Raw genomic sequence first — 25380 nt, forward strand, 5'->3', positions numbered from 1 at the left:
GACCGAGTGAGGAAGCCATGGCACAGGCAGCGGAGCGGGCGCGGCGCGGGCGGCCGCGCGGAGCGGCGGCGGTCCTGCTCGTCGCGGTCTTCGTCGACGCCCTCGGCAGCGGGCTCTACATGGCCGTGTCGGTCGTCTTCTTCACCCGGTATCTGCACCTCGGCGGCGGACAGGTCGGAGTCGGGCTCTCCGTCGCGGGCGCGGTGTCCCTCCTGTCCCTGGTGCCGATCGGGCTGCTCGCGGACCGGGCCGGCCCGCGACGCATGCTGATCGCCGCGCATCTGGCCCGGGCGGCACTGCTCACCTGCTGTCCGTTCGCCTCCGCCTTCCCGGCGTTCCTGTGCGTGATCTCGCTCCTCGCGGTCGCCGACCGCGCGGCCTCACCGCTGGTGCAGGGCCTGTTCGGTACGGCGGTCGGCAAGGAACAGCGGGTCAGGGCCATGGGGCGCGCACGGTCCCTGCAGAACCTGGGGCTCGCCCTCGGCGGCCTGGCCGCGGGGGCGGCGATGGTGCCGGACCGCGACGGCGTGTACGTGGGCATCGTGTATGCCAACTCGGTCTCGTTCGTGGTCGCGGCGGCCCTGGTCGCCCGGCTGCGGACGACGGCGGCGGCCGCGCTCGACGGTGGGCGGCCGATGCCGTGGAAGCGGCGGTTCAGTGTGTTCCGGGACCGCCGCTTCGCTCTCCTGACCGGGCTCAACTCACTGGTCAGCCTGCACGTCACCGTGCTGACCGCCGGTGTCCCGCTGTGGGTGCTCGCCCATGACCGCCTGCCGCGGGCGGCCATCGCCTGGACGCTGGTCCTGAACACCGTCGTGGTGGTGCTCTTCCAGGTGCGTGCCACCCGGGGCATCGAGAGCGCCGGGGACGGCGGGCGGGCGTTGCGGCGCAGCGGGCTGCTGCTCGCGGTGGGCTGCGGCGGGCTTGCCGTGACCGGGGCGGTGCCGACCCCGTTCGCCGTCGCGCTGCTGCTCGGCGCGGTCGCCTTCCAGGCCTTCGCCGAGATGCATCAGCAGGCGGGGGCCTGGGCGATCTCGTACGACCTGGCGCCCGAGGACAGCCGCCAGGTGTACCTGGCCTTCTTCGGCCTGGGGAACGCGGCCCGCAACACCTACGGGCCGCTGGTCGTGACCTTCCTGGTGGTGCGGCAGGGGGCGGTGGGCTGGCTGCTGCTGGGGACCCTGGTGCTCGCCGCCGGGGCCTGGTCCGCCCGCGCCGGCCTGTCGGCCGGCCCACCACCCGTCGCCGGGTCCGCCGGGTCCGCCGGGGAGACCGCCGCTCCGGCCGCGGCGCCGTCGGCCGACCCCGCCCTTCCGCCGTCCGCGGACCCGGCCGCGGCCCCTTCCGCGACCCGGGGCGCCGCGCCGCACGCCGACCCGGTCCCGGCGCCGTCCGCGACCCGGGTCGCCGCTCCGTCCGCAGACCCGGCCGCCGCGCCGCACGCGCCGTCGTCCGTGTCCCACGTCCAAGGAGGAATCCGTGGCCATCGCTCCTGAACAGTCCGTCGTCGTCGTGGGAGCCGGGCCCACCGGGCTCGCCCTGGCGTGCGAGCTGGCCGCGGCCGGCGTGTCCTGCACCGTCCTCGAACGCCGGCTCGCCCCGTCCACGCAGTCCCGGGCGATGGGCCTGTACAGCAGGACCATGGAGGTGCTCGACCTGCGCGGTCACGCCGACGCCCTGGTGGCCCTCGGCCGGCCGGTGGGCCGGATGGTGCCGGCGCGCGGTGCCCGTGTCGACTTCGCCGAGCTGGACACCCGCTTCCCCTCCCTCAACGTCATCCCGCAGAGCCGCACCGAGGAGGTGCTCCAGCAGCGGGCTCTCGACCTCGGCGTCACCATCGAGCGCGGCGCGGAGGTGTACGGCCTGACGCAGGACGGCTGCGGCGTCACGCTCCAGGTGCGCACTGCCGACGGGGAATGGGAGGAGAGCGCCGACTTCGTCGTCGGCTGCGACGGCGCCCACAGTGCCGTACGCGAACTGGCCGGCATCGCCTTCCGCGGCCGTACGTACGACATCGCGCCGATCCTCGCCGACGTGCGGCTGCGCAAGCCGCCGCCGGACGACGTGCTCGTCGTCTCCGGCGGCGGCGGGGTGATGGTCTCGGTGCCGTACGGCGACGGGCTGTACCGAATCGCCGTGGCACGCCGCGACCGGCCCTGGACGCGGGAACCGGTGACGCTGGAGGAACTCGGCGAGGTCCTCACACGGGCGCTGGGATTCGATCCCGGACCGTACGACCCGGAGTGGCTGGCCCGGTTCAAGATCCACCAGCGGATCGCCGACCAGTACCGGACCGGGCGGGTGCTGCTCGCCGGGGACGCGGCGCACCTGCACTCGCCGCTGGGCGGGCAGGGGCTGAACCTCGGCATCCAGGACGCGGTGAACCTGGGCTGGAAGCTCGCCGCCGAGGTGCAGGGCTGGGCGCCCGACGGGCTGTTGGACTCGTACGAGTCGGAGCGCCGGCCACAGGCCGAGCGGATTCTCGCGGCCACCGACCGGGCCACCCGGCTGGCCACCGCCGCGTCCCCGTTGGTGACCGCGCTGCGCCGTGCGGCGATGGCCAGGGCCCTTTCCCACCGGCGGATCCGGAAGGCCGCCGGCGAGGCGATCTCGGGGCTGCGGACCGGGTACGCGCGGCGCGGGGCACCCGGCGCCCGGCTGTCCGTACGGGCGGGGCAGCGGGTGCCCGACCTCACCGTGCCGCGCGCCGGAGGTGCTCCGGTGCGGCTGTACTCGCTGATGCGCGACGGGAGGTTCCTGCTGCTCGACCTCGCCGAGGACGGGCGGTGCGCCGCGGTGACCGAGGCGTGGGGGTCCCGGGTCAGCCCGCTGCGTGTCGGTGCCCCGCTGCCCGAACTGCCCGGTGTGGGCGCCCTGTTGGTGCGCCCGGACGGCTATGCCGCCTGGGTGGACGGGACGGGCGACGCCGACGGGCGCGAGGGGCGGATGCGGTCGGCTCTGCACGAGTGGTGCGGCGAGGAGGGACCAGCGCCGCAGCCGGCGGTCCGGGAGGCCGGCCGGGCGGGCGCCGCCGCGCCCGGTGCGGCGACGGCCGCCGAGCAGGAACCCTCGCCCGTCGAGCAGGCCTGAGGGCGAAACGCCCGCTCCCGTCGGACGGCGGGGCCGGGCCGGGGTGAGGGAGGAAGGCCGTGGTGACAGTTCGTTCCCAGCGGACCCGCGAGGCGATCCTGTACGCCGCTCGCGTGCACTTCGCGGCCGACGGGTACCAGCGGGCGACCATACGGGCCATCGCCGCGACTGCGGCCATAGACCCCTCGATGGTCATGCGGTACTTCGGAAGCAAGGAGCGGCTGTTCGAGGCCGCCCTCGACGTCGATCTGGGCCTGCCCGACCTGACGGGCACACCGGTGGAACGGCTGCCGCACACCCTCGTCGCGCATTTCCTGGCGCCGTGGGAGCAGGACACGGCCGAGGGGTCGCTGCGCCTGCTGCTGCGTTCGGCGGCCACCAACGAGCGGGCCGCGGAACGGCTGCGCAGCGTGCTGCACGAGCAGTTCACCAGCAGTCTGACCGGTGTGCTGGGCGTGGAGCGGGCGGCGGCCGGCAGCGGACTGGTGGCCGCACAGCTGCTGGGGGTGGCCTTCGCGCGCTACCTGTTGCGGCTCCAGCCGATCGCCGAGTTGTCCGTGCCCGCCCTGGCCGACCTGGTCGCCCCGTCGATGAGGGCCGCGCTGGCCGGTCTGTGAGACATGAGGGAAGGGGCCCGATGCCGTCGGCATCGGGCCCCTTCCCCTGTGTCAGCCGCGCCAGCTCTGCGGCGAACGGTAGGGCGCCGGACGGTCCCAGAGGGGGACGACCGGCGCGGGCGGCGCCTCGTCGGCGGCGGGGGCGGCCCGGGCCAGGAGGACCGCGGTCAGGGCGGCCAGCTCCTCGGCGGGCAACGCGCCTCCCCTGACCACGCGGACGAGGGGCGCTGCTGTTTCGGTGGCTGTGGTCATGACGCTCCTTCGGGTGCGCGGTCACTGAGGGGGGTTGCCGTGTTTGCGGGATGCCAGGTCGGCGTGCTTGGTGCGCAGCATGCGGAGCGACTCGGCGAGGACGCGGCGGGTCTCGACGGGGTCGACGACGTCGTCCAGCAGTCCGCGCTCCGCGGCGTAGTACGGGTGCATCAGCTCGGCCTTGTACTCCTTGACGAGCTGGCGGCGGGTGGCCTCGGGGTCGTCGGCGGCCCGGATGCGGCGGCGGAAGATGACATTGGCGGCACCCTCCGCGCCCATCACCGCGATCTCGTTGGAGGGCCAGGCGAACGAGAGGTCGGCGCCCACGGAACGGGAGTCCATGACGATGTACGCGCCGCCGTAGGCCTTGCGCAGGATCAGGGATATCCGGGGCACGGTGGCGTTGCAGTACGCGTAGAGGAGTTTGGCGCCGCGCCGGATGATGCCGTTGTGCTCCTGGTCGACGCCGGGCAGGAAGCCGGGGACGTCGACCAGGGTGACCAGCGGGATGTTGAACGCGTCGCACATCTGGACGAAGCGGGCCGCCTTCTCGCTGGCGTCGATGTCGAGGACACCCGCCAGGACCAGGGGCTGGTTGGCGACGATCCCGACGACCTCGCCGCCGATGCGGGCGAGGGCGACGATCACGTTGGCCGCCCAGCGTTCGTGGATCTCCAGGTACTCGCCGTCGTCGACGATCTCCTCGACGACCCGTCGCATGTCGTAGGGCCGGTGTCCGCCGGCGGGGACGAGGTCGAGGAGCGGGTCGCAGGGCCGGTCCACCGGGTCCTCGGGGTGGACGGCGGGCGCGGTCTCGCGGTTGTTCTGCGGCAGCAGGGAGAGAAGGTAGCGGACCTCCTCCAGGCAGGTCTCCTCGTCGTCGTACGCGAAGTGCGCGACGCCCGACACCTCGGCGTGCACGTCGGCGCCGCCGAGCCCGCCCAGGGTCACCTTCTCGCCGGTGACCGCCTGGACGACGTCGGGTCCGGTGATGAACATCTGCGAGGTCTCGCGGACCATGAACACGAAGTCGGTGAGCGCCGGAGAGTAGGCGGCGCCGCCCGCGCAGGGGCCGAGCATCACGCTGATCTGCGGGATCACCCCGGAGGCGCGGGCGTTGCGGCGGAAGATCCCGCCGTAGCCGGACAGCGCGGTCACGCCCTCCTGGATCCGGGCGCCCGCACCGTCGTTGAGCGAGACGAGCGGGGCCCCGGCGGCGAGGGCGCGGTCCATGATGCGGTGGATCTTCTCGGCGTGGGCCTCGCCCAGGGCGCCGCCGAAGATGCGGAAGTCGTGGGCGTAGACGAACACGGTCCGTCCGTGGACGGTGCCCCAGCCGGTGATGACACCGTCGGTGTGCGGCCGGCGGTCCTCCAGGCCGAATCCCGTGGCGCGGTGCCGGCGCAACGGCTCCACCTCGGTGAAGGTGCCCTCGTCCAGCAGGAGTTCGATGCGTTCGCGGGCCGTGAGCTTGCCCTTGGCGTGCTGGGACGCGGTCGCCTTCTCGTCCGGGCCGCGGCGGACCTGCTCGCGCAGTCCGCGCAACTGCGCCACGCGTGCCCTGATGTCGGGGGCGGCCGGGTCGTCGGCGGTCACGGCGCGAGGGGGCCGACACGGCCACCGACGGTGAGGAGGTGGGGGACGGCGGGGTCGGCGTCGGGCGCGGGGGCGCCCGCGCGGGGTTCCATCGACCAGTTCAGCAGGGCGATACCGAGGCTCATCCCGCCGCCGAACGCGGCGAGGACGACGAGGTCTCCTGGTGCGGCGGCTCCGCTGCGGTTCATCTCGGCGAGGGTGATCGGAACGGAGGCCGCCCCGGTGTTGGCGTAGCGCTCCAGGGTGAGGTGGAGGGCGGCGCGGTGCAGGCCGAGGTCGGGCCAGAGTTCGGCGAGCATGATGCCGTTGGCCTGGTGCGGGACGAAGTGCTGTACGGCGTCGGCCGGGACGCCCGCCCGGCGCAGCAGCCGGCTTGTCTCGTAGGGCAGGGCGCGGGTGACGAAGTCGCGCACGCCTCGGCCGTCCATGCGGAAGTAGTGGTCTCCGTCGGTCACGGTCTGCGGGGAGGGCGGGCGGCGACTGCCGCCGGCGGTGACCTCGATCAGCCGGTGCGCGTCGCCGCGGGAGACCAGCGATATCTCGCGCAGGCCGAGTCCGGGGGCGACGGGCCCGAGTACGGTCGCGCCGGCGCCGTCCCCGAAGAGGGCGGCGGTGCGGCGGTCGCCGTAGTCGAGGATGCGGGAGTAGATGTCGGCGCCGATGACGAGGCCGTGGCGCGGTTCGCCGCCGGGGGCGCCGCCGAGCAGTTTCTCCACGGTCTTGAGCGCGTAGACGAAGCCGCTGCACACCGCGTTGACGTCGAAGGCGGCGGCCCGGCGGGCTCCGATGCGGTGCTGCACGAGGGCGGCCGTGGCCGGCTGCGGATGGTCGGGGGTGGAGGTGGCGACGACCACGTAGGCCAGCTGATCGGCCGTCAGGCCCGCACTCTCCAGCGCGCGTCGCGCCGCCGCGACGGCGAGGTCCGAGGTGGCCTCGTGCGGGGCGGCGCGGCGTCGCTCGCGGATTCCGGTCTTGCGGACGATCCACTCGTCGGTCACGCCGGCGCCGTGCCCGATCTCCGCGTTGCTGATGATGGCCTCGGGCAGGTAGGAGCCCACTCCGATGATGCCGATGGACTGCACGATTCCTCCTCGGGCAGCGGCGAGCCACTACTTAACTCACCGGGCGTTGAAATCATCGCAGAGCCGCTTGACAAATTCAACACCGAAAGAGTTCACTGAAGCGTGAATTAATCGGCGCGCACCGCCCGCCCCGCCGACCGAGACGCCCCACACCAACGGGAGTTGCCGCGATGACCGTCACCGACACCGTGACCACGTCCGAGGCCCGCGCCGAGGTGACCCAGGCCCTGATCTCCGCGGGCCGCACCCTCTTCACCCGGCTGGGATACCGGCAGACCGCCTTCGCGCAACTGGCCGCCGCGGCCGGCCTCGACGAGGACCGCGCGCGCGAACTCCTGCCCGGCAAGGCAGAGGTCTTCGGCGCCCTCGTCGAACGGACCGTCAAGGTGGCCGGAATTCTTCGCCCCGCGGTGACCGAAGGCGTCGACGAGGACCTGCCCGTCCGCCTCGCCCGCACCTATCTGTCCCTGTGGGAGCCCGGCGAGGAGGAATCCCCGATGGTCGAGCTCTACCGGGTCGCACTCTCCGACGCGGAAGCTTCCCTGATATTGCGCGACCGCGTCAGCAAAGCCCTGAACAGCCAGGTCGACCACGAGCTGCCCGGCGTCGAGGCCGAGCTGCGCACCGCGCTCTTCGGGGCGCAGCTCGGCGGAGTAGCCTTCGTGCGACACCTCATGAGGGTGGACTCCGTCGCCGCGGCGGACCTGGAGACGGTCGTCGAGACGATCGCACCGGGACTGCGGCAGACTCTGCTCGGGAGCGACACCACGCGATGACCGCACCCCGGCCGCGCCGGTGAACACCACCCGGACCGGAGTCGTCGCGCACGCCAACGCCCGGACGTGACCATGTACTTGCGGAGCGCTTCCTGTGGATGGAATCCCGGGGGACCGCCTGATAGGATGGTTTTCACTACTCAGTGAATTATTCGCTCACGGACCCCCCGAAGTGCAGTGATCCCATGACATCCAGGCGCACAGACGGTTCGCCCACCCCCGCACGCAAGCCCGGCTCGCCTCGGCGGGCCGCCTCTCCCGCAGCGAAGAAGCCGCGCCCGGTGCGTGCGCGCAGCGGGCGCCGGCCCGGTGACAGCGGCACGAGAGAACAGATCCTGGAGTCGGCGCTCCAGCTCTTCGCCGACCGCGGCTACGCCAGGACCACCATCCGCGCCATCGCGGAGGACGCCCAGGTGGACCCGGCGCTGGTGCACCACTTCTTCGACAACAAGGAAGGCGTGTTCGACGCAGCGGTGAACTCGCCGCTCAGCGTCTCCTCCGTCTTCGACGAGATGCCCCCCTCCGTGGAGGAGACGGGCACCTCGGAGGCCTCCTGGCTCGCCCGCGCGTACCTCACCTTCTGGGAGAACGAGGAGACCCGGCACGGCATGACCGCCATCTACCGGGCCGGCCTCGCCGACAGCGCCACCTCGGAGACGCTGCGCGCCCGTGTCGAGGCGAGCACCAAGAGCTGGGCGGCGAGTTCGGGCTACAAGGACCGGCCGGACGCGGAGACCCGCGCCGCCCTGGCCTCGGGCCACCTCGTCGGCCTGGCTCTCATGCGTTACGTGCTCAAGATCCACCCCCTGGCCTCGATGGACTTCGAGGAGTTCCTCGCCTGGGTCGTACCGGCCCTGGAACAGCGCCTGTCCAGCGAGCTGGAGCCGCGCACGGCTCCGGCGCAGGACTGACGCGCGCGGGACGGAGCCGGGCCCGTCACGTCGCACGCCCTGACGGGCCCGGGTTCGGCGGCAGGCAAACCCGCGGGGCCGCCGGTCGCCGCGGGGCCGCAAGGGCGTACGGGACGGCGCGCCGCGGGGCGGTGGTCGTGCGGCACGGCGGTACGGGGGCCGCGCGTAACGCACGGGCCCGCCCTCGCGTCGGCGACGCCGGTACCGGTGCCTGCCGCGGGTGCGGATTCGGGCACGGTACTGGTACTGGTGCGGGTGTGTACGGACGGCCGACGCGGTCGCGCACGCCGTGGGGGTGCGACCGATGCGGTCACGGACCCATGCGGGTGCGGACGACACGGTCGAGGGCCATGAGCGTACGGCCGGTGCGGTCGCCGGGCCGTGCGCACCGGGTCGGCGCGGTCGCGGGAGCGGGGGACGAGGGCCGGTGCGGTGTCCGCCCGCTCCTCGACGGCCCGACGCACACGATGATGTGACCGTGTGTCAGACATCTGGCGGGCGGCCGTTGCGCGAGGCGGCCGGCCCGGGGTCACTGCCAGGGTCGCCAGACGGCCCGGGCCGCGAACAGGGAGACACCGGGACCGGCCGCGAGGACGAGCCCGTGATCGCCCTCGGCGGGCGACTTGACGAAGGTCCGTTCCAGGACGTCGAGGACCGAGACCGAGCCCACGTTGCCCAGTTCCCGCAGCGAGTCGCGGGCCAGGTCCACCATCGCGGGGTCGCAGCCGAGACCGCCGACGATCGCGTCCAGGATGCGGGGGCCTCCGGTGTGCGAGACCACGAAACGCGGCACGGGATCAGTGCCGGGCGGCGCGACGCGCTCCAGCCATTCGAGGATGCGCGGCATCGTGCCCTCGATCACGTTCCGCAGCCTCGGGGAGTTGTAGGCGTGCAGCCCGTCGCCCTCCGTACGGCTGCCGACCAGGTCGCGGCTGCCGGGGTGGAGGTACTCCCAGGAGTGGGTGAGCTGCATCCGGGGGCCCTGGGCCTCGGGACGCACCACGCAGGCGCCGGCCGCGTCGCCGAACAACCCCTTGAGGATCATGCCGTCGAGGCCGGTGTCCCCGCGGTGCAGATAGTGGCTGAACACGTCGGCGCAGACCACCAGGACCGTGGCGCCGGGGTGGGCCGCCACCATGTCCATGGCCCGGACCAGTGCGAACACCCCGCCACCGCAGCCGACTTGGGTGACAGGTATGCGCCGCACCGAGCGGGGCAGGTCGAGCCGTTCCATCAGGAAGACGTCGAGCCCCGGCATGGTGTGGCCGGTGGCGCTGAGGACGACCAGGCCGTCGATGTCGGCCGCGGTCAGGCCCGCCTCCACGAGGGCTCCGCGTGCCGCCTTCTCCGCCAGGTCCAGGCTGTCCTCCAGATGCCTGCGCGTACGCTCCGTGAGCGACAGGGTGTCGTCGAACTGCTCCTCCAGCGGCCGGGTGTACCAGCGCGCGCGGACCGTGGTGGACCGGATGACCCGCCGGGCGACGGCGAGACCTGGATGACCCTCGTACAGCTCCGTGATGCGGTCGAGCAGTTCGTCGGTGGTCACTTGATGGCGCGGCAGCGTGACGACGGGCGCGGTGACGACGGACATGGGACCTCCAAGAGCTCTCGGACAGGTGCGAACTGAGAACGAGCCCGCTCAGGACGGGGCGGCCACGGCCCGGATCATCCGGGCGTGGTGCCGGCCACCGGTGCGTCCGACAGCTCTCGCCATGGAAGTCTGCGCACGCGAAACACCCCCCAGGTGTCGACCGTGCTCCCCCCGTTGGGAGCGCCGTACAGCGCGGTTGGAATACGTCGAGCTCGATGGCGCATGACGTTCAAGAACATTGGTTCTCGGCGCTCCCCGCGAGCGCGCAGAGGACGGTGGGGGCGTCCGGGCACAGCCCGGAGCACGTCCGTCGGCGCTTCCCGAGGCCCCGTGGTGGGCCCGGCGGGTGAAGCCAACGTGACCGTACGCCAGCGGAGTTGATGCCAGCAAGCCCCTATTTCAACAAGCGTGGAATCCACAGGAAGACCGTCCCACCTTCAACTTTCCCCCTCCTTCACCCCTCAGAGCGCATGACTTCAGGCCAGATGTCAACAACCATTGAAATCATTGCATGTTGAGTTTACTCTCGGTTCCGTGCCCACCGTCCCCGCCCGCAACGAGGAAGGGCTGACCGCCATGCACGCACCGGCGCGCCACCGCGCGGACATCGACCCCTGGGTGGAGCGCGCGGCCTGCCGTGACACCGACCCCGAGACCTTCTTCCCGCCCGCGGGCGGCACGGACGAGGACCGGGAGAGCATCGCCAAACAATGGTGCGCCGCCTGCCCCGTGGCCCGGCAGTGCCTGGACGAGGCGCTCCGCAACGGCGAGAGCACGGGCATCTGGGGCGGACTCAACGTCCGCGAACGCCGCGAACTGCTCCGCGTCGCCGCCACCCTCGGCACGATCAGCTCCGAACTCGCCGCGTTCCTCGCGAACGGCGGCCGGCGCATCGAGACGCACCCACGACAGCGGCCGGCGTACGTGTGGTTCCTGCGGCGCCGCGGCTGGAGCCCACGGCGCATCGCCGGAGCGCTGGGACTGACCTTCGGCCAGGTCCAACAGGCCTGGCACACGGCCGAGTCGGCGTCCGTGTACGTCCGCGTTCCCGAGGAGCGCGCCGCGGACCCCGCGGCCCGCGGGCCGCGGACACGCAGGCCCCAAGCGCTCGCCGCCGGCCATGGCGGGGCGTCATGACCGCCCTGGCCCTCGACGGACCCCGCCACCTGGCGGGCCCGGTCACCACCGACGACGGCGCCGAGATCGCCGTCTACGCGCACGGCGATCCCCGTGCGCCCGTCACCGTCCTGCTGTGCCACGGCTGGACGACGTCCGCCCGGGACTGGCGGCCGCACATCGACGCACTGACCCGGCCCCGCCAGGGTTTCCCGGCGGTACGCGCGATCAGCTACGACCAGCGCGGCCACGGCCGCTCGACCCGCGGCGGCGCCGCGCTCGACATGGCGCTCCTCGGCCGGGACCTCGGCCGTGTGCTCGAGGAGGCCGTCCGGGAGGACTCCGGCGTCGTGGTCCTCGGCCACTCCATGGGCGGCATGGCCATCCAGCAGCTCGCCGCCCGGCAACCCGCGCTGTTCGGGGCGCGGGTGACCGCAGTGGGCCTGGTCTCCACCTGCCTGAACGAGGTGGCCGAGGGCCTGACCGTCCCGGCCGACCGGCCCGGGGCGGCGGTACGCCGGCTCACCCGGGCCCGGCAGCGGCTCGCGGACGGGCTGATGCGCTCACCGCGCTCGGCCAGGACCCTGCACCGGCTGCTCACCGGGCCGCTGTCACACCCCAGTTCCGCGCCCCTGTGGCGGGCGGTGCTGGGAGCCGGGCCGCACACCGAGACGGTCCGCTCGCAAGCCCGTGCCTTCCGGGACATCCCCGCGATGGCCATCGCCGAGTTCTACGCCGCCCTGACCACCCACGACTGCGCGGGCCGGCTCGGCGCCCTGGCCCGGGTGCCCGTGCGCATCCTGGTCGGCGCCCTGGACTGTGTCACCCCGCCCGCCCAGGCGCGACGGCTCGCGGCGGACATACCGGGAGCGGTGCTGCAGACCGTGCCGGGGCAGGGGCACGACCTGCCGTACGAACGGCCCGTGCTCGTCGTGGAGACCGTGCACGCACTGCTGCGCGAGATGTCCCGGAGTCTGCCGGGAGACCTCGCCCTGTCCGCCGCGGGTGCCCGGTGAACCGCCCTCCGCACCCCGGCTTGTCAGGTGAACATGCCCTGCGTGTAGATGTTCTGACGGCCCGTCGCATCGTCGTCAAAGTGGGCTCCTCCTCGCTCACCACCGCCTCCGGGGGCCTCGACTCCGACCGGGTCGACGCCCTGGTGGACGTCCTCGCGCGGTCGCGGACGGCCGACACCGAGGTTGTCCTCGTGTCCTCGGGCGCGATCGCCGCGGGGCTCGCCCCGCTCGGCCTCACCGAGCGGCCCCGGGACCTGGCCCGGCAGCAGGCGGCGGCGTGTGTCGGCCAGGGCCTGCTGGTCGCCCGCTACACCGCCTCCTTCGCCCGCTACGGGATGCGCGTCGGCCAGGTCCTGCTGACCGCCGACGACATCAGCCGCCGCGCGCACTACCGCAACGCCTACCGCGCGCTGGCCCAGGTGCTCGCCATGGGTGCCGTTCCGGTCGTCAACGAGAACGACACGGTGGCCACCGCGGAGATCAAGTTCGGCGACAACGACCGGCTGGCCGCGCTCGTCGCCCATCTCGTCCGCGCCGACCTGCTGGTCCTGCTCTCCGACGTCGACGGCCTGTACGACGGCGATCCCCGCAGACCCGGGTCACGGCGCCTGCGGGAGATCCGCGGCGGCGAGGACCTCGCGGGCGTGGAGATCGGCAGCGCGGGCAGCTCGGGCGTCGGCACCGGAGGCATGGTGACCAAGGTGGAGGCGGCCCGCATCGCCACCGACGCGGGGATCCCCGTCGTCCTCACGGCCGCCCGGCACGCCGCGGACGCGCTCGCCGGACGCGAGACCGGCACATTCTTCCACCGCACCGGGGAGCGGTCCGCCGACCATCTGCTCTGGCTGGAGCACGCGAGCAGCCCGCGGGGCACGGTACGGCTCACCCCGCCCGCCGTCCGGGCCGTCCTCCAGCGCCGCGGGCCGCTGCTCGCGGACGGCGTGACGCACACCGACGGGGACTTCGTGGCCGGTGATCCGGTCGAACTGCTCGACGAGAACGGGCGAGTGGTGGCCCGCGGGCTGGCAGGCCTGGACGCCCGCGAACTGCCCCGGCTCCAGGGCCGTTCCACGCGTGAGGTCGTCCATCAGGACGATCTGGTGCCGCTGGTACGGCCCGCGCCGTCCGGCGACGCGGCACCTCCGCCCGCGCCGGCACGCGTGCGTGTCCGCATCCGGACGGCGGCGGAGTACGCCCGCGTGGGCACCGCGCCGGACCGCTCCGGCGACTGAACGGCCCCACACACGCATACGTGTCTTCGTCGGCACGGCAGCCGAGAAGGCACGCACGGGGAGCACACCCCACCGCACCGGTCACTGAGCCATCCCGCACACGTATGCATGCCCTCATCCGTGCGGCAACCGCATACGCCCGCGCCGGGACCACCCTCACCACACCGGCGCCCGAGCCACCCCCCACACACATGCCTGCCCTCATCCGCACAACAACCGCATACGCCCGCACGGGGACCGCCCCCACCACACCGGCCACTGAGCCACCCCACACACATGCCTGCCCTCGTCCGTGCGGCAGCCGAAAGCTCCCGCGAGGGGGCCGCGCCTCACCGCACCGGCCGCTGGGCGACCCCCACACATGCCTGTCCGCGTCCCACACAGCAGCCGCATACGCCCGCCCCGCGGTACCCCGCCGTACCCAGTGAGCCGCACACGCGCGCCCCGGCTGTGCGGTGGGCGGCCGGTGCAGGAGTGCCCTCTCGGCGCTCCGGCAGGGACCGGCGGCACACGTCCAAGTCATCTGCTTTCCGCCCCCGTTGAAGGTCCGAGGCCGATACACGGCGGAGAGGGCGGTGGTCGCCCCTCTCGGGTCGACCGCCGCCCTCTCCGGCCGGACACACCGTCGCGCCCGCCTCCCGGTCCGAAGGCGCGCGCGGCACCCCGCGTCGGGGCGCTAGTCGATGCCGCGCACGATGTGGAACTCGGCCGGGTCGTCGTCGACCCCGGCGAGCACCAGCCTCGGCCGTGGCGCCGGCAGCACGTGCCGTTCCCGGCGCGGCTGCTCCTCGTAGAGGAGCCGGCCCGCGGGTTCCGTCGCGGTGATGATGCGTACGTACATGACCGGACCTCCCGATCTAGGGCAGCGGGGCGGCGGCTCCGCCCCGGATGTGCCCGTCGCCCACGAGGACGTACTTGGTGGTGGTCAGCGCGGTAAGTCCCATCGGGCCGCGCGCGTGCAGCTTCTGTGTGGAGATGCCGAGTTCGGTGCCCAGACCGATCTCGCCGCCGTCGGCGAAGCGGGTGGAGGCGTTGACCGCGACGACCGCCGTGTCCAGCGCCGCGACGAAGCGGCGCGCGGCGCTGTGCGAGTCGGTCACGATCGCCTCGGTGTGTCCGCTGCCGTGGCGCCTGATGTGGCGGACGGCCGCGTCGAGGGAACCGACGACGGCGGCGGCGAGATCCAGGGAGAGGTATTCGCGCCCCCAGTCCTCCTCGGTGGCGGCCACCACCGACGGGTGGAGAGACCGTACTCGTTCGTCGCCGTGCACGGTCACCCCGTGGCCCGCGAGTGCGGACAGGGCTCGGGGCAGGAAGGCCGGTGCGACCTTCTCGTGGACGAGCAGCGACTCGGCGGCGTTGCAGACGGAGGGCCGCTGCGTCTTGGCGTCGAGCAGGATCGCCAGCGCCTTGTCCAGGTCTGCGTGTTCGTCCACGTACACATGGCAGTTGCCCACGCCCGTCTCGATGACCGGAACCGCGGAGTCACGCACGGTGGCCTGGATGAGGTCGTGTCCGCCGCGCGGGACGAGGACGTCCACCAGGCCGCGCAGGGAGATGAGTTCGCGGACGCTGTCGTGGGTCGTGCCGGGCACGAGCTGGACGGCGTCGACGGGCACGGCCGTGTCGGCGAGGGCCTCCCGCATGGCGTGCACCAGGGCCGCGTTGGTGTGCCGGGCCGTGGAAGACCCGCGCAGGAGGGCCGCGTTGCCGCTCTTGAGGCAGAGCAGCGCGGCGTCGACGGTCACGTTCGGGCGTCCCTCGTAGATCACGGCGACGACTCCGAGGGGTACCCGCACGCGCCGTACCTCGAGGCCGTTGGGCATGACGCAGCCGCTCGTGGTCCCGCCGACCGGGTCGGGCTCGGCCGCCAGTGCGTCCGCCGTCCGCGCGAGTCCGGCGAGCTGCCGCTCGGTGACCGTGAGGCGGTCCAGCGCGCTCGCGGACCGCCCGGCGTCGCCGGCCTCCCGCACGTCCTGCCGGTTCGCGGCGAGGATCCACGGGGCCCGCGCGGTCAGCCCGCGGGCGACGGCGGTGAGCGCGGCGTTCCGCTCCGCTCCCGTGAGGGTGGCCAGCCGGGTGGCGGCGGCGCGAGCGGCCACGGCGGTCTCACGGACGGTGGCCGCACCCGGGCTCGTCGTGCCCGGCGCCCTCGTGCCCGGCGTCGCGTCCCCGGTCGCCGGGTCCGGATCCGTCGTATCGGTGCCTCCCCCGGTGCCGACCGCGGTCACCGTTCCGCTCCGTCCTGTGTCGCGGTGTCGGGAGTGGCCGCGGGTTCGCCGGGCGCGGGGCCGCCGAGGGCCCAGGCCACGTCGGCGCAGCCGGTCAGTTCGGCCAGCATGGCCCATCCGAGGGCGTCGGCGGCGCTGCGGTCGGAGTCCTGGCTCGTCATGTACTTCCTCCTCGGGGCGGGCGGTCAGCCGTAGACCCGGAATCCGGCGCCGGACTTACGGCCTGCGCGGCCGGCGGCCACCAGGTGCCCCAGCAGGGGTGCGGGAACGGTCCGGGGGTGCCGGTCGGCGTCGTGCAGGACCCGCTGGATGCTCAGCGAGATGTCCAGACCGATGATGTCGAGCAGTTCGAAGGGGCCGAGCGGATAGCCGCAGCCCCGCTTCATCACCTCGTCTATCTCGTCGGCGGTGGCGTAGTGACTCTCCGTCAGTCGCACCGCGCCGTTGAGGTAGGGGAAGAGCAGCGCGTTGACGATGAAGCCGGGCCGGTCCATGCACTGGACCGGGTGCTTGCCGAGACGGCCGCACAACTCCCGTGCCGCGTCGACGTGTCGGGGCGCCGTCTCCAGTGACGGGATCACCTCGACGAGCCGCATGAGGGGCGCGGGGTTGAAGAAGTGCAGCCCGATCACGTCCTCGGGGCGTCCGGAGGCCAGACCGCACTCGATCACGGGAAGGCTGGAGGTGGTGGTGGCGAGCAGGGCGCCGGGCCGGCAGAGGCGGCCCAGTTCGGCGAACAGCTGCTTCTTGACCTCCAGATCCTCGGCGACGGCCTCGACGACCAGGTCGCAGGCGGCCAGCCGGCTCCGGTCGCCGACGGGGGTCAGCCGCTCCAGGGCGGCCTGCCTCTCGGCCTCGGTCAGCTTTCCGCGGCGCACGGCCCGTGCCGTCGAGGCGGCGACGGCCTCCCGGGCGGTCCTGGCACGTGCGTCGGTGCGGCCGACGAGCACGGTGGCGATCCCGCTCTTGACGAAGACCTCGGCGATGCCGGTGGCCATGGTGCCGGTGCCGACGACGCCGACGGTGCGCGGCGCGTCGTCCGCGGGCGGGCCGACGGGTGCGGGCGGTGCGGCGGCGCTCGCGGCGTCGGCGGGTTGCCGGTAGTCGTAGAAGCCGCGTCCGGACTTACGGCCGAGCAGACCCGCCAGCGCCATGTGCCGCAGTCTGCGGGCGGGCTGGAGCGACGACTCGGCCGAGCGGGCGGACAGCACGTCGAGGATGTCGCAGGCGGTGTCCGTGCCGATGAGGTCGAGGAGTTCGAGCGGTCCGAGGGGCAGTCCGCAGCCGTGGCGCATCGCCGCGTCGATGTCGTCGCGGCCGGCGAGCCGCTGGTCGTACATCGTGACGGCCTGGTTGAGGAAGCCGAACAGGAGCGCGGTGGAGATGAGACCGGGCCGGTCGCCCACGGTGACCCGGCCCAGGCCGATGCCGTCGACGAGGTCGCGGATCCGGGTGAGGGCGCTGTCGTCGGTCATCACCGTGCGGCCGATCTCGGCGAGGCCGGCCGTCGGCAGGGCGAGGTGGAGTCCGACGACTCGTCCGGGGCGTCCGGAGGCCGCCGCGAGGTCGGTGAGCGAGAGGGCCGCGGCGGTGCTGGCCAACACGGTCGCGGACGGGCAGGCCCGGTCGAGGGCGCGCAGCACCTCGGCCTTGGTGTCGCGGCGCTCGGGCACCGCCTCCAGCACCGTGGCGGCGGGGGCGAGTTCGTCCCAGCGGTCGACGAGACGGATGCGTCCGCGCGCCTCGGGGGTCGCGTCGAGGAGCCGTGACAGCCGCTCCTTCGTGCGCGTACCGGGGTCGAGGACGAGGACGGGGTGTCCGGCCGCAGCGGCCCGGGCGGCGATCGCGCCGCCGATGGTGCCCAGGCCGACGACGCCGAGGGTGTCGTGCCGGGCGCTCATGCCGCGACCTCAGTCAGTACGGGCGCCGTGGCCTTGGGCCGCGGGGTGCGGAAGCGGTTGATGGCACTCTCGTGGAGTGCGCGGAATTCGGGGGCCGTGACGCCGAGTCCCTCGGCGGGGGCGAGACAGCGCACTCCGACCTTGCCGTGGTGCTCGTTGCGGTGGATGGACTGGACGGCTCGGCCCACCTCGTCGAGCGCGTACGTCCGGGACAGCGTGGGATGGATCCTGCCCTTGGTGACGAGCCGGTTGGCCTCCCACGCCTCGCGGTAGTTGGCGCAGTGCGAACCGATGATCCGCTTGAGGCTCATCCACAGGTAGCGGTTGTCGTACTCGTGGGTGTAGCCGGCGGTGGACGCACAGGTGACGATGGTGCCGCCCTTGCGGGTGACGTAGACCGAGGCGCCGAAGGTCTCGCGGCCGGGGTGCTCGAAGACGATGTCGACGTCCTCGCCGCCGGTCAGCTCGCGGATGCGCTTGCCGAAGCGCTTCCACTCCTTCGGGTCCTGGGTGTGCGGGTCCCGCCAGAAGCGGTAACCCTCCTCCTTGCGGTCGATGATCAGTTCGGCGCCCATGTCCCGGGCGAGTGCTGCCTTTTCGGGGGAGGAGACCACGCAGATGGGGTGGGCGCCGCCGGCCAGCGCGAGCTGGGTGGCGTACGAGCCGAGTCCGCCGACGGCGCCCCAGACGAGGACGTTGTCGCCCTGCTTCATGCCGGCGCCGTTCGGGGTGACGAGCTGACGGTAGGCGGTGGAGTTCACCAGGCCGGGCGAGGCCGCCTCCTCCCAGGTGAGGTGTTCGGCCTTCGGGAGCAGCTGGGTGGCCTTGACGAGGGCGAGGTCGGCGAGTCCGCCGTAGTTGGTCTCGAAGCCCCAGATGCGCTGTTCGGGGTCGAGCATGGGGTCGCCGTGGCCCTCGGCGTCCTCCAGTTCGACGGAGACGCAGTGCGCGACGACGCGGTCGCCGGTGCTCCAACGCCGCACTCCGGGCCCGCACTTGAGGACCACTCCGGCGAGGTCGGAGCCGATGACGTGGTACGGCTGGTCGTGCCGGCCGGCGAGACCGCCGAGGCGCGCGTAGCGCTCCAGGAAGGCGAAGGTGGGGACCGGCGAGAACAGGGCGCTCCAGACGGTGTTGTAGTTCACGGCGCTGGCCATGACGGCCACCAGCACCTCACCCGGTCCCGGGGCGGGGGTCGGCACGTCCTGGATGTGGATGGAGTCGGCGGGGCGCCGGTCGCGCAGTTCCACTCCCTCGAACATGCCGATCTCCTCCTTGTGGAGGACGGCCGCCCGGAAGGACTCGGGGACTCCCAGGGCCGCCAGATCGGCCGGCGCCGAGTCCGGGGACTCGATCACCTCCACCAGTTCGCGCATGGTCAGGCACCACCTTCCGCGGTTCACACTCGACAAGAACTCAACAATCAGTGAACTCAACAAGTAGGGAGTTTTGCATGAAGCGGAGACCCGGGCAAGCCCCGATCCCTTTGCCCGGCACGGCTCTTGACTTCGGGGCGGACATCCCGTCGACGCCTCTTGTGTGCGCACCGCGCCGCGTGCAAAACTCATCATCAGTTGAGTTCAACGGGCAGTGAATTAAGTTCAAGACGAGACCATTTCCGATGCCGGAGGACATGCCGTGACGCATCCGCACGCCGCCGAAGCACTGCAAGCCACCGCCATCGCCGGCATCGCCGTCATCCTGATCGCGGGTACGGCCCTCGCGCATGCCGCACGACGTATACGCCAGCCCGCGGTGATCGGCGAGATCACCGCGGGCATCCTGCTGGGCCCCAGCCTGCTGGGACTGCTGCCCGGGAACCCGACGGACCGTCTGTTCCCCGACGAGGTAAGGCCGTTACTGTCGATGGTCGCCCAGATCGGCCTGCTCCTGTTCATGTTCACCGTGGGCTGGGAACTCGACTGGACGACGATGCGGCGCAGGAAGAGCTCCGTCGCCGGGGTGACCGCGGGCAGCATCCTCGCCCCGATGCTGCTCGGCCTCGGGGTCGCCGCGCTGATCTACCAGAACCACTCGCACGTCAACGGCGAGAAGGTCCCCTTCAGTTCGTTCGCCCTCTATCTCGGCGTCAGCATGTCGATCACCGCGTTCCCGGTGCTCGCCCGCATCCTCAAGGACAACAACCTCAGCCGCACGAAGATAGGGGCGCTCGCACTGACCAGCGCGGCCTTCGGCGACGTCCTCGCCTGGTGCCTGCTGGCCGGGGTCGTCGCCATCGTCACCGCCTCCGGCCCCTCCGGGTTCACCGACACCCTCTGGATGTCCGCCGGCTACGGCGCCGCGATGATCGGTGTCGTCCGCCCGCTGCTCGCCCGGGCCGTCGCCTGGATGTCCCGGCGCGGCACCGGCCTGTATCTGGCGGCCCTGGTCACGGCGGGCGTACTGCTGTCCGCGTACACGACGTCGAAGATCGGTATCCACCCCATCTTCGGCGCCTTCGCCTTCGGCCTGGTCATGCCGCGCAGGCCCACGGCGCTGCTGGAGGAGAAGATGCTCCGCCCCATCCAGCACGCCGGTGAACTCATGCTGCCCGTCTACTTCATCGTCACCGGACTCTCCGTCGACGTCGCCGGCATGTCGCTCACCGCCTGGGGCGAGCTCGGTCTCATCCTCACCGCCGCCATCCTCGGCAAACTGTTCGGAGCGGGACTGCCGGCCAAGTCCTTCGGGCTCACCTGGCGCGAGTCGACGGGCGTCGGCGTCCTGATGAACACCCGGGGCCTGACCGAACTGATCATCCTCGGCGTCGGACTCAGCCTGGGCGTGCTCGACCGGACCCTGTTCACCGAGATGGTCCTGATGGCACTGATCACCACGGCCATGACCGGCCCCCTCCTCCCCTTCGTCCTCCCCCGTTCCCGGATGGACCTCGTCGCCGGCCCGGCCAAGGCCTCCCCGCTGGTCCGGATCCCCGGTCCGGCCGACGAGCAGGCATCCGACCTGGCCGGATGACCGGGCGCGGCCCTGACGCCGGGCCGCCCCGCCGGTCAGGCCCCGCGCGCCCGGTTCCCGGGCAGGCTCCGCCCTGCCCGCGCCGGCCCTGCCCGGGGACCGGCGCCCGCCCGTCCCCAAAGCCGAGGGCCGAGACGGTCCGCGACGCGTGACACCACCCCCCCTTCGTCGCTCGGCACCCGCAGGAGAGGCGACGCACAGACAAGGAGATGGCCCAGGTGCACCCCGTCATCAGCACTCTTTCCCGCGTCTTCGACATGCCGTCGGAGTTCATCGGCGACGAGATGCAGCTCCGCGCCGTGGCCAGCTGGGACGACCTCACCGCAGTGGAACTCCAGGTCCACCTGGAACACGAGTTGGGCACCACCCTCGACGACCGCCTCATCGAACAGATCCACTCGGTCGGGCAGTTGCGCGCCTTCTACGACGAACGGCTCGCCGAACTCTCGTACATCAAGGCCCCGCCGGACGCCTCCGCCATCGCACCCGCCCTGCCCGGCCCCGTGCCGCCGGCCGCCGTGCAGGAGCTCACCGACATCTCCGACGTGGTCGTCGGCGAGACGGGCATCTCCGAGGTCGACCCGGTCCGCGGCAGGCTCGCCTACCGGGGCTATCCCATCGAGGAACTGATCGGCCGGGTCACCTTCGAGGAGGTGGTGCACCTGCTGATCCGCGGCTGGCTGCCCGACGCCGAGGAGCTGAGCGCCTTCAGGGCCCGGCTCGCCGCCGCTCGTGAACTGCCGCCCATGGTCGCCACGAACCTGGTGCTCAACGCCGGCTCCAGCACCTCCTCGGTGCTGCGTACCGCGGTGCCCGCGCTCGGCGTCGCCGCGGAGGCCAACGCCGACCCGGCCGCCCACATCGACCTGCGCGAGCGCCTGGTCGCTCGCATTCCGACGATCTTCGCGACCCAGCAGGCGGCCCGCGCCGGACGGCGGCTGCCGAAACCGGCGCCCGAGCTGTCGCACGCCGAGAACATCCTCTACATGCTCGGGCTGCCGCACGACCCGGAACGGGTACGGCTGGTCGACCTCTGCCTGATCCTCCAGGCCGAACACGGCTGCAACGCCTCGGCGTTCGCGGCCCGCGTCGCGGCGGGCACCGGCGCCGACACCTTCGCCACCATCACCGTCGCGCTCGCCACGTTCACCGGGCCGCTGCACGGCGGCGCCGCCCACCAGGTGATCGACCTGGCCCGCGAGGACGGCAGCCCGGACACGGCCGCCGCGTATCTGCGCGGGCGGGCCGACCAGGCGTCCGCCACCCGTACCCGGCCCGTCGCACCCGCCGAGGAGGACCCCCGGGTCAGGCCGCTGCGCGACGCCGCCCGGCGCTTCAACGCGGGCCCCGGCGGCGACCGCCTCCTGCGGGTCCTGGACGCCGTACGGGCCGCGGCCCACCCGTCCAAGGGGCCCCGCCCCTATCTGACCGTCGACTGCTACGCGGCCGCGATCTACCACCTGCTGGGCATGTCCTCCGACCTGTTCGTCCCGATGTTCGCGGCGGCCCGGGTCCCCGGCTGGCTCGCCCACGTCGAGGAGCAGCGCGCCCGCCAGGGACGCATCCATCCACGGCTGCGTTACGTGGGCCCGCGCAACCTGCGCCACTGCCCCGAGCAGAACTGACCAGCATCCGATGAGGGAGGGCGCCCCCTTCCCCGTACCCCAGGAGCAGATGTGGAGTTCGGCTGGAACGAGGGCCAACAGGCCCGCTACGACGAGGTACTGGAGTCGACTCGGGCGGCCTTCCCCGCACCGCCCGGCGCGGGCCACGGCTTCTACACCCGCAAGGACTGGCTCCGGCTCGGCGAGATCGGCATGCTCGGGTCCTGTCTGCCCGAGGAGTTCGGCGGACAGGGGCTCGGCGCGCTCGACACCGCTCGCGTCGTCGAGGCCGTGGGCCGCGGCTGCGCGGACACCGGTCTGGTCTTCGGTGCGGCGGCGCACACCTTCGCCTGCGCCGTACCGATCGAGCGGTTCGGCAGCGACTCCGTACGCCGCCGGCTGCTGCCCGAGCTGGCCGCCGGCCGGCTGATCGCGGGCAACGCGATGACGGAGCCGGAGGCCGGATCCGACTCCTCGCGGCTCGCGATGACCGCGACCCCCACCGACGGCGGTCTCGTCCTCAACGGCACGAAGAGCTTCGTCTCCAACGGACCCGCCGCCGACGTGTTCGTCACGTACGCGACGGTCAACCCCAAGGCCGGCTTCCTCGGTGTCACGGGTCTGGTCGTCGACCGGGACACACCCGGCGTCGTCGTCGGCAAGCCCTACGAGAAGATGGGCCTGCACTCCTGCCCCGCCGGACCGGTCACCTTCGAGGACTGCTTCGTGCCCGAGGAGCAGGTGCTCGGCGGCGCCGGCGCCGGCGCGGCGATCTTCCAGCACTCCATGGGCTGGGAACGCGCCTGCCTCTTCGCCCTGTACATCGGCCTGCTCGACAGGCTCCTCGACCAGTGCGTCACGCACGCGCGCGAACGCCGTCAGTTCGGCCGCAGGATCGGCGACTTCCAGTCGGTGTCCAACCGGATCGCCGACATGAAGGTGCGCCTGGAGAGCGCCCGGCTGCTGCTGTACCGCGCCTGCTGGTCGATGGACCGGAAGGACCCGTCCGTGCTGCACATCGCCCTGTCGAAACTGGCCGTGTCCGAGGGTGTCCTGGCCTCCGCCGCCGACGCGGTCCGGGTCTTCGGCGGTCGCGGCTATCTGCGCGAGGACGGTGTCGAGGCCGCGCTGCGCGACGCGGTGCCCAGCACGATCTTCTCCGGAACCTCGGACATCCAGCGTCAGTTGATAGTGAAGGAGATAGGACTGTGAGGCTCCATCAGCTCGTCATCGACTCGGCCCGGCGCGCCCCGGACGCCCCGGCCGTGCGCTCCTCCCAGGGGGTGTTCAGCTACCGCGAGCTGGACGACCTCGCCGACCGGTACGCGGCGGCACTGCACCGTCGCGGGGTACGCCCCGGCGACCGCGTCGTGCTGTGGACCCACAAGACCCTCGACGCCATCGCCCTCATGCAGGGCGCGCTGCGCATCGGCGCGATCTACGCGCCGGTCAGCGCCAACAACCCGGCGGCCCGGGTCCGGCGGATCGCGGAGGGCTGCACCCCGGCCCTGGTGGTGGCCGACGCGGACGGGATCCGCCGCGCGGCGGACACCGACTGGGACGAGGCCCTGCCGATCGCCTCCTTCGCCGAGGTGCGTGCGGAGGCACCGCCCGAGGACGCTCCGCCGCCGTACGAGAACGAGCCCGACGAGCCCGCCTACATCCTCTACACCTCGGGCTCCACCGGTGACCCCAAGGGCGTCTGCATCAGCCATCGCAACGCCCTCTCCTTCGTCGAATGGGCCGCCGGCGAGGTCGGCGTGACCGCGGACGACCGGCTCTCCAACCACGCGCCGTTCAACTTCGACCTGTCGGTCTTCGACCTGTACGCGACCTTCCTCGCCGGCGCGTCCGTGGTCCTGGTGCCCGAGGGACTCGCCTACGACCCGGCCCAGCTCGGCGCGCTGCTGCGCCGCGAGCGGATCACCGTCTGGTACTCGGTGCCGTCCGCGCTCGTCCTGATGATGCAGCGCGGCGAACTGCTCACCGACGAGCCGCCGCAGGATCTGCGGGTGTGCGTCTTCGCCGGGGAGCCGTTCCCCGTTCAGCAGGTCCACGAGCTGCGCAAGGCGTGGCCGGACGTGCGGATGCTGAACTGGTACGGGCCGACCGAGACGAACGTCTGCACCAGTTACGAGGTCACCGACCGCGACCTGGGCAGCACCCGTCCGCTGCCCATCGGCACCGCGGTCAGCGGCGACCGCATCCGGCTCCACCCGCCGCGCGAGCGCGAGGGCGAGATCGTGGTCAGCGGCCCCACGGTCATGCTCGGCTACTGGGGCCAGGAGCCACAGAAGGGCCCGTACTTCACCGGTGACATCGGCCGGATGGGTCCCGACGGCATGCTGGAGTACGTGGGCCGCCGCGACCACATGGTCAAGGTGCGCGGGCACCGCATCGAGCTCGGCGACATCGAGGCCGTCGTCGCCGCCAACCCCAAGGTCGCCTCCGCGGCGTGCGTCGTGGTGGGCGACGGCCTGGACGCGAAGATCCACGCGGTGGTGGTGCCGGAGGGTCCGCAGGGGCCCGGCCTCCTGGAGATCAAGCGCGACTGCGCCGACCGGCTGCCGCTGTACATGGTGGTCGACGCCGTGCACTGCTTGCCCGTACTCCCCCTGACGGGCAACGGCAAGACGGACCGTCAGGCATTGCTCAGGCAGATCACCTCGCTCGACGCCCGGTGATCCCGATGCCCGACGACCGGCACCGTCCGACGAACGCCTCCCGGTGAACCCCGATGAGCTCCGCGGCCCTGACCCGCCTCGGCCTCAGAGACGAGGACCTGCCCATGTCTGAACGACTCAGCACTTCCGATCCCCTGCCGGACCAGGTGGACCTGCACACCTTCCGTTCGGTGATGGGGTCGCTGCCGACCGGGGTGAGCGTCGTCACCAGCCTCACCGCCGACGGCGAACCGCGCGGTCTGACCTGCAGCGCGGTGTGCAGCGTGTCGGCCTCGCCGCCGCTGCTCCTGGTCTGTGTGAAACAGCCCAGCGCGACCCTCCAGGCGATCCACGACAGCTCGGTGTTCGCGGTGAACTTCCTGTCCGCGGGCATGACCGAGACGGCCCGCACCTTCGCGTCACCGGTGCCCGAGCGGTTCGAGGGCGTCGGGTGGACGCCGGGCAAGCGCACCGAGGCGCCGGTGCTCGACGACACCGTGGCGTTCGCCGAGTGCGTCCTGACGAGCAGTCATCTGGCGGGCGACCACCAGGTCCTGATAGGCCGCCTGGTGCACGGCGACATCTCGGCCACCCACACGCCGCTGGCGTACTGGCGGGCCCAGTTCTCCGAACTCCAGGCCCACTCCGCCGCCTGAACCGGCCCCTCCCACCGCCGCCGGCCCTCCCCTGCGCATCGGGGCGAGGGCCGGCGGCGTGCCGTGCGGCGGC

Annotated in this window: 22 protein-coding genes and 1 pseudogene; 14 read left to right on the forward strand and 9 right to left on the reverse strand. The window is 72.7% G+C overall.

What is annotated here, in order from left to right:
• Positions 1–17 precede the first annotated feature (17 nt).
• From H305_RS0119820 to H305_RS0119830, 3 genes are read left to right on the forward strand one after another with little or no spacing between them, the layout of a single operon-like run.
• Positions 18–1496, forward strand: a complete 1479-nt coding sequence (locus H305_RS0119820; protein ID WP_028801922.1) for an MFS transporter — start codon at positions 18–20, stop codon at positions 1494–1496.
• Positions 1480–3090, forward strand: coding sequence for an FAD-dependent oxidoreductase (locus H305_RS46480; RefSeq protein WP_051370743.1), 1611 nt, complete (start codon positions 1480–1482; stop codon positions 3088–3090). Before H305_RS0119820 ends, H305_RS46480 begins: the two co-directional genes overlap by 17 nt.
• Positions 3091–3149: 59 nt before the next feature.
• Entirely contained in the window at positions 3150–3707 is a 558-nt protein-coding gene (locus H305_RS0119830) for a TetR family transcriptional regulator (RefSeq protein WP_028801923.1), read from the forward strand.
• A gap of 51 nt (positions 3708–3758) precedes the next feature.
• Here H305_RS0119830 and H305_RS50785 read toward each other — a convergent pair whose 3' ends face one another.
• The 3 genes from H305_RS50785 to H305_RS46485 are packed head-to-tail and all read right to left on the reverse strand — an operon-like array spanning position 3759 to position 6637.
• Entirely contained in the window at positions 3759–3959 is a 201-nt protein-coding gene (locus H305_RS50785) for an acyl-CoA carboxylase epsilon subunit (protein ID WP_028801924.1), read from the reverse strand.
• A 21-nt stretch (positions 3960–3980) separates the two neighbouring features.
• Positions 3981–5555, reverse strand: coding sequence for an acyl-CoA carboxylase subunit beta (locus tag H305_RS0119840; RefSeq protein ID WP_028801925.1), 1575 nt, complete (start codon positions 5553–5555; stop codon positions 3981–3983).
• The gene (locus H305_RS46485; protein WP_051370744.1) at positions 5552–6637 is read right to left on the reverse strand and encodes a 3-oxoacyl-ACP synthase III family protein; all 1086 of its coding nucleotides are present in this window, start codon (positions 6635–6637) and stop codon (positions 5552–5554) included. Before H305_RS46485 ends, H305_RS0119840 begins: the two co-directional genes overlap by 4 nt.
• 170 nt (positions 6638–6807) lie before the next feature.
• Here H305_RS46485 and H305_RS0119850 point away from each other — a divergent pair, with 170 nt between their 5' ends.
• From H305_RS0119850 to H305_RS55785, 3 genes are all read left to right on the forward strand, one after another.
• Positions 6808–7413: a hypothetical protein gene (locus H305_RS0119850; protein WP_028801926.1), complete on the forward strand. Its 606-nt coding sequence runs from the start codon at positions 6808–6810 to the stop codon at positions 7411–7413.
• 281 nt (positions 7414–7694) lie between these two features.
• Positions 7695–8324: a TetR/AcrR family transcriptional regulator gene (locus H305_RS0119855; protein ID WP_028801927.1), complete on the forward strand. Its 630-nt coding sequence runs from the start codon at positions 7695–7697 to the stop codon at positions 8322–8324.
• Positions 8325–8674: 350 nt separating this feature from the next.
• Entirely contained in the window at positions 8675–8800 is a 126-nt protein-coding gene (locus H305_RS55785) for a hypothetical protein (RefSeq protein WP_267880799.1), read from the forward strand.
• Positions 8801–8853: 53 nt separating this feature from the next.
• On the opposite strand, the gene H305_RS0119865 is transcribed toward H305_RS55785, so the two are convergent.
• Entirely contained in the window at positions 8854–9915 is a 1062-nt protein-coding gene (locus H305_RS0119865) for a type III polyketide synthase (protein ID WP_028801928.1), read from the reverse strand.
• Between the two features lie 576 nt (positions 9916–10491).
• Between H305_RS0119865 and H305_RS54900 the strand changes: the two are divergent.
• The 3 genes and pseudogenes from H305_RS54900 to proB all read left to right on the forward strand — a co-directional run.
• Positions 10492–10746: pseudogene (locus H305_RS54900) on the forward strand (WhiB family transcriptional regulator); the annotation flags it as partial.
• A gap of 302 nt (positions 10747–11048) precedes the next feature.
• The gene (locus tag H305_RS49455; protein WP_028801929.1) at positions 11049–12047 is read left to right on the forward strand and encodes an alpha/beta fold hydrolase; all 999 of its coding nucleotides are present in this window, start codon (positions 11049–11051) and stop codon (positions 12045–12047) included.
• Positions 12048–12067: 20 nt separating this feature from the next.
• Positions 12068–13279, forward strand: coding sequence for a glutamate 5-kinase (proB, locus tag H305_RS46500; protein ID WP_037764642.1), 1212 nt, complete (start codon positions 12068–12070; stop codon positions 13277–13279).
• Between the two features lie 676 nt (positions 13280–13955).
• On the opposite strand, the gene H305_RS53450 is transcribed toward proB, so the two are convergent.
• The 5 genes from H305_RS53450 to ccrA are packed head-to-tail and all read right to left on the reverse strand — an operon-like array spanning position 13956 to position 18787.
• Positions 13956–14120 (reverse strand): hypothetical protein, encoded by a 165-nt coding sequence (locus H305_RS53450; protein ID WP_158690555.1) that lies wholly within the window; start codon positions 14118–14120, stop codon positions 13956–13958.
• Positions 14121–14136: 16 nt separating this feature from the next.
• On the reverse strand, positions 14137–15510 hold the full coding sequence (locus tag H305_RS0119890; protein WP_267880800.1) for a glutamate-5-semialdehyde dehydrogenase: 1374 nt from the start codon (positions 15508–15510) through the stop codon (positions 14137–14139).
• Positions 15507–15671 (reverse strand): hypothetical protein, encoded by a 165-nt coding sequence (locus tag H305_RS54905; RefSeq protein WP_234020964.1) that lies wholly within the window; start codon positions 15669–15671, stop codon positions 15507–15509. Before H305_RS54905 ends, H305_RS0119890 begins: the two co-directional genes overlap by 4 nt.
• Positions 15672–15695: 24 nt before the next feature.
• Positions 15696–17411 carry a 3-hydroxyacyl-CoA dehydrogenase family protein gene (locus H305_RS0119900; protein WP_028801931.1) on the reverse strand — a complete coding sequence of 572 codons (1716 nt, stop codon included), beginning with the start codon at positions 17409–17411 and terminating at the stop codon, positions 15696–15698.
• The gene (ccrA, locus tag H305_RS0119905; protein WP_037764535.1) at positions 17408–18787 is read right to left on the reverse strand and encodes a crotonyl-CoA carboxylase/reductase; all 1380 of its coding nucleotides are present in this window, start codon (positions 18785–18787) and stop codon (positions 17408–17410) included. The genes H305_RS0119900 and ccrA overlap by 4 nt, the downstream gene beginning before the upstream one ends.
• 262 nt (positions 18788–19049) lie before the next feature.
• Between ccrA and H305_RS46505 the strand changes: the two genes are divergently transcribed.
• The 5 genes from H305_RS46505 to H305_RS46515 all read left to right on the forward strand — a co-directional run bounded on the left by H305_RS46505 (position 19050) and on the right by H305_RS46515 (position 25307).
• Positions 19050–20384 carry a cation:proton antiporter gene (locus H305_RS46505; RefSeq protein ID WP_063611346.1) on the forward strand — a complete coding sequence of 445 codons (1335 nt, stop codon included), beginning with the start codon at positions 19050–19052 and terminating at the stop codon, positions 20382–20384.
• 209 nt (positions 20385–20593) lie between these two features.
• Positions 20594–22009, forward strand: a complete 1416-nt coding sequence (locus H305_RS46510) for a citrate/2-methylcitrate synthase (RefSeq protein WP_051370745.1) — start codon at positions 20594–20596, stop codon at positions 22007–22009.
• 51 nt (positions 22010–22060) lie between these two features.
• A complete protein-coding gene (locus H305_RS0119920; RefSeq protein WP_028801933.1) occupies positions 22061–23200 on the forward strand; it encodes an acyl-CoA dehydrogenase family protein in 1140 nt (379 codons plus the stop codon).
• On the forward strand, positions 23197–24672 hold the full coding sequence (locus H305_RS0119925; protein WP_028801934.1) for an amino acid adenylation domain-containing protein: 1476 nt from the start codon (positions 23197–23199) through the stop codon (positions 24670–24672). Before H305_RS0119920 ends, H305_RS0119925 begins: the two co-directional genes overlap by 4 nt.
• Positions 24673–24776: 104 nt before the next feature.
• On the forward strand, positions 24777–25307 hold the full coding sequence (locus H305_RS46515; RefSeq protein ID WP_037764655.1) for a flavin reductase family protein: 531 nt from the start codon (positions 24777–24779) through the stop codon (positions 25305–25307).
• Positions 25308–25380: the final 73 nt, after the last annotated feature.

The organism is Streptomyces sp. 142MFCol3.1 (assembly GCF_000424945.1).
In the GTDB taxonomy this organism is placed as follows: domain Bacteria; phylum Actinomycetota; class Actinomycetes; order Streptomycetales; family Streptomycetaceae; genus Streptomyces; species Streptomyces siamensis.

What these genes read in the sequence shown, in the direction of transcription:
- H305_RS0119820 (WP_028801922.1), top strand. Translation starts at nt 18, where the DNA reads ATGGCACAGGCAGCGGAGCGGGCGCGGCGCGGGCGGCCGCGCGGAGCG.
- H305_RS49455 (WP_028801929.1), top strand. Translation starts at nt 11,049, where the DNA reads ATGACCGCCCTGGCCCTCGACGGACCCCGCCACCTGGCGGGCCCGGTC.
- H305_RS0119900 (WP_028801931.1), bottom strand. Translation starts at nt 17,411, where the DNA reads ATGAGCGCCCGGCACGACACCCTCGGCGTCGTCGGCCTGGGCACCATC.
- H305_RS0119850 (WP_028801926.1), top strand. Translation starts at nt 6,808, where the DNA reads ATGACCGTCACCGACACCGTGACCACGTCCGAGGCCCGCGCCGAGGTG.
- H305_RS46515 (WP_037764655.1), top strand. Translation starts at nt 24,777, where the DNA reads ATGTCTGAACGACTCAGCACTTCCGATCCCCTGCCGGACCAGGTGGAC.
- H305_RS0119865 (WP_028801928.1), bottom strand. Translation starts at nt 9,915, where the DNA reads ATGTCCGTCGTCACCGCGCCCGTCGTCACGCTGCCGCGCCATCAAGTG.
- ccrA (WP_037764535.1), bottom strand. Translation starts at nt 18,787, where the DNA reads ATGCGCGAACTGGTGGAGGTGATCGAGTCCCCGGACTCGGCGCCGGCC.
- H305_RS50785 (WP_028801924.1), bottom strand. Translation starts at nt 3,959, where the DNA reads ATGACCACAGCCACCGAAACAGCAGCGCCCCTCGTCCGCGTGGTCAGG.
- H305_RS53450 (WP_158690555.1), bottom strand. Translation starts at nt 14,120, where the DNA reads ATGTACGTACGCATCATCACCGCGACGGAACCCGCGGGCCGGCTCCTC.
- H305_RS54905 (WP_234020964.1), bottom strand. Translation starts at nt 15,671, where the DNA reads ATGACGAGCCAGGACTCCGACCGCAGCGCCGCCGACGCCCTCGGATGG.
- H305_RS46510 (WP_051370745.1), top strand. Translation starts at nt 20,594, where the DNA reads ATGGCCCAGGTGCACCCCGTCATCAGCACTCTTTCCCGCGTCTTCGAC.
- H305_RS55785 (WP_267880799.1), top strand. Translation starts at nt 8,675, where the DNA reads ATGAGCGTACGGCCGGTGCGGTCGCCGGGCCGTGCGCACCGGGTCGGC.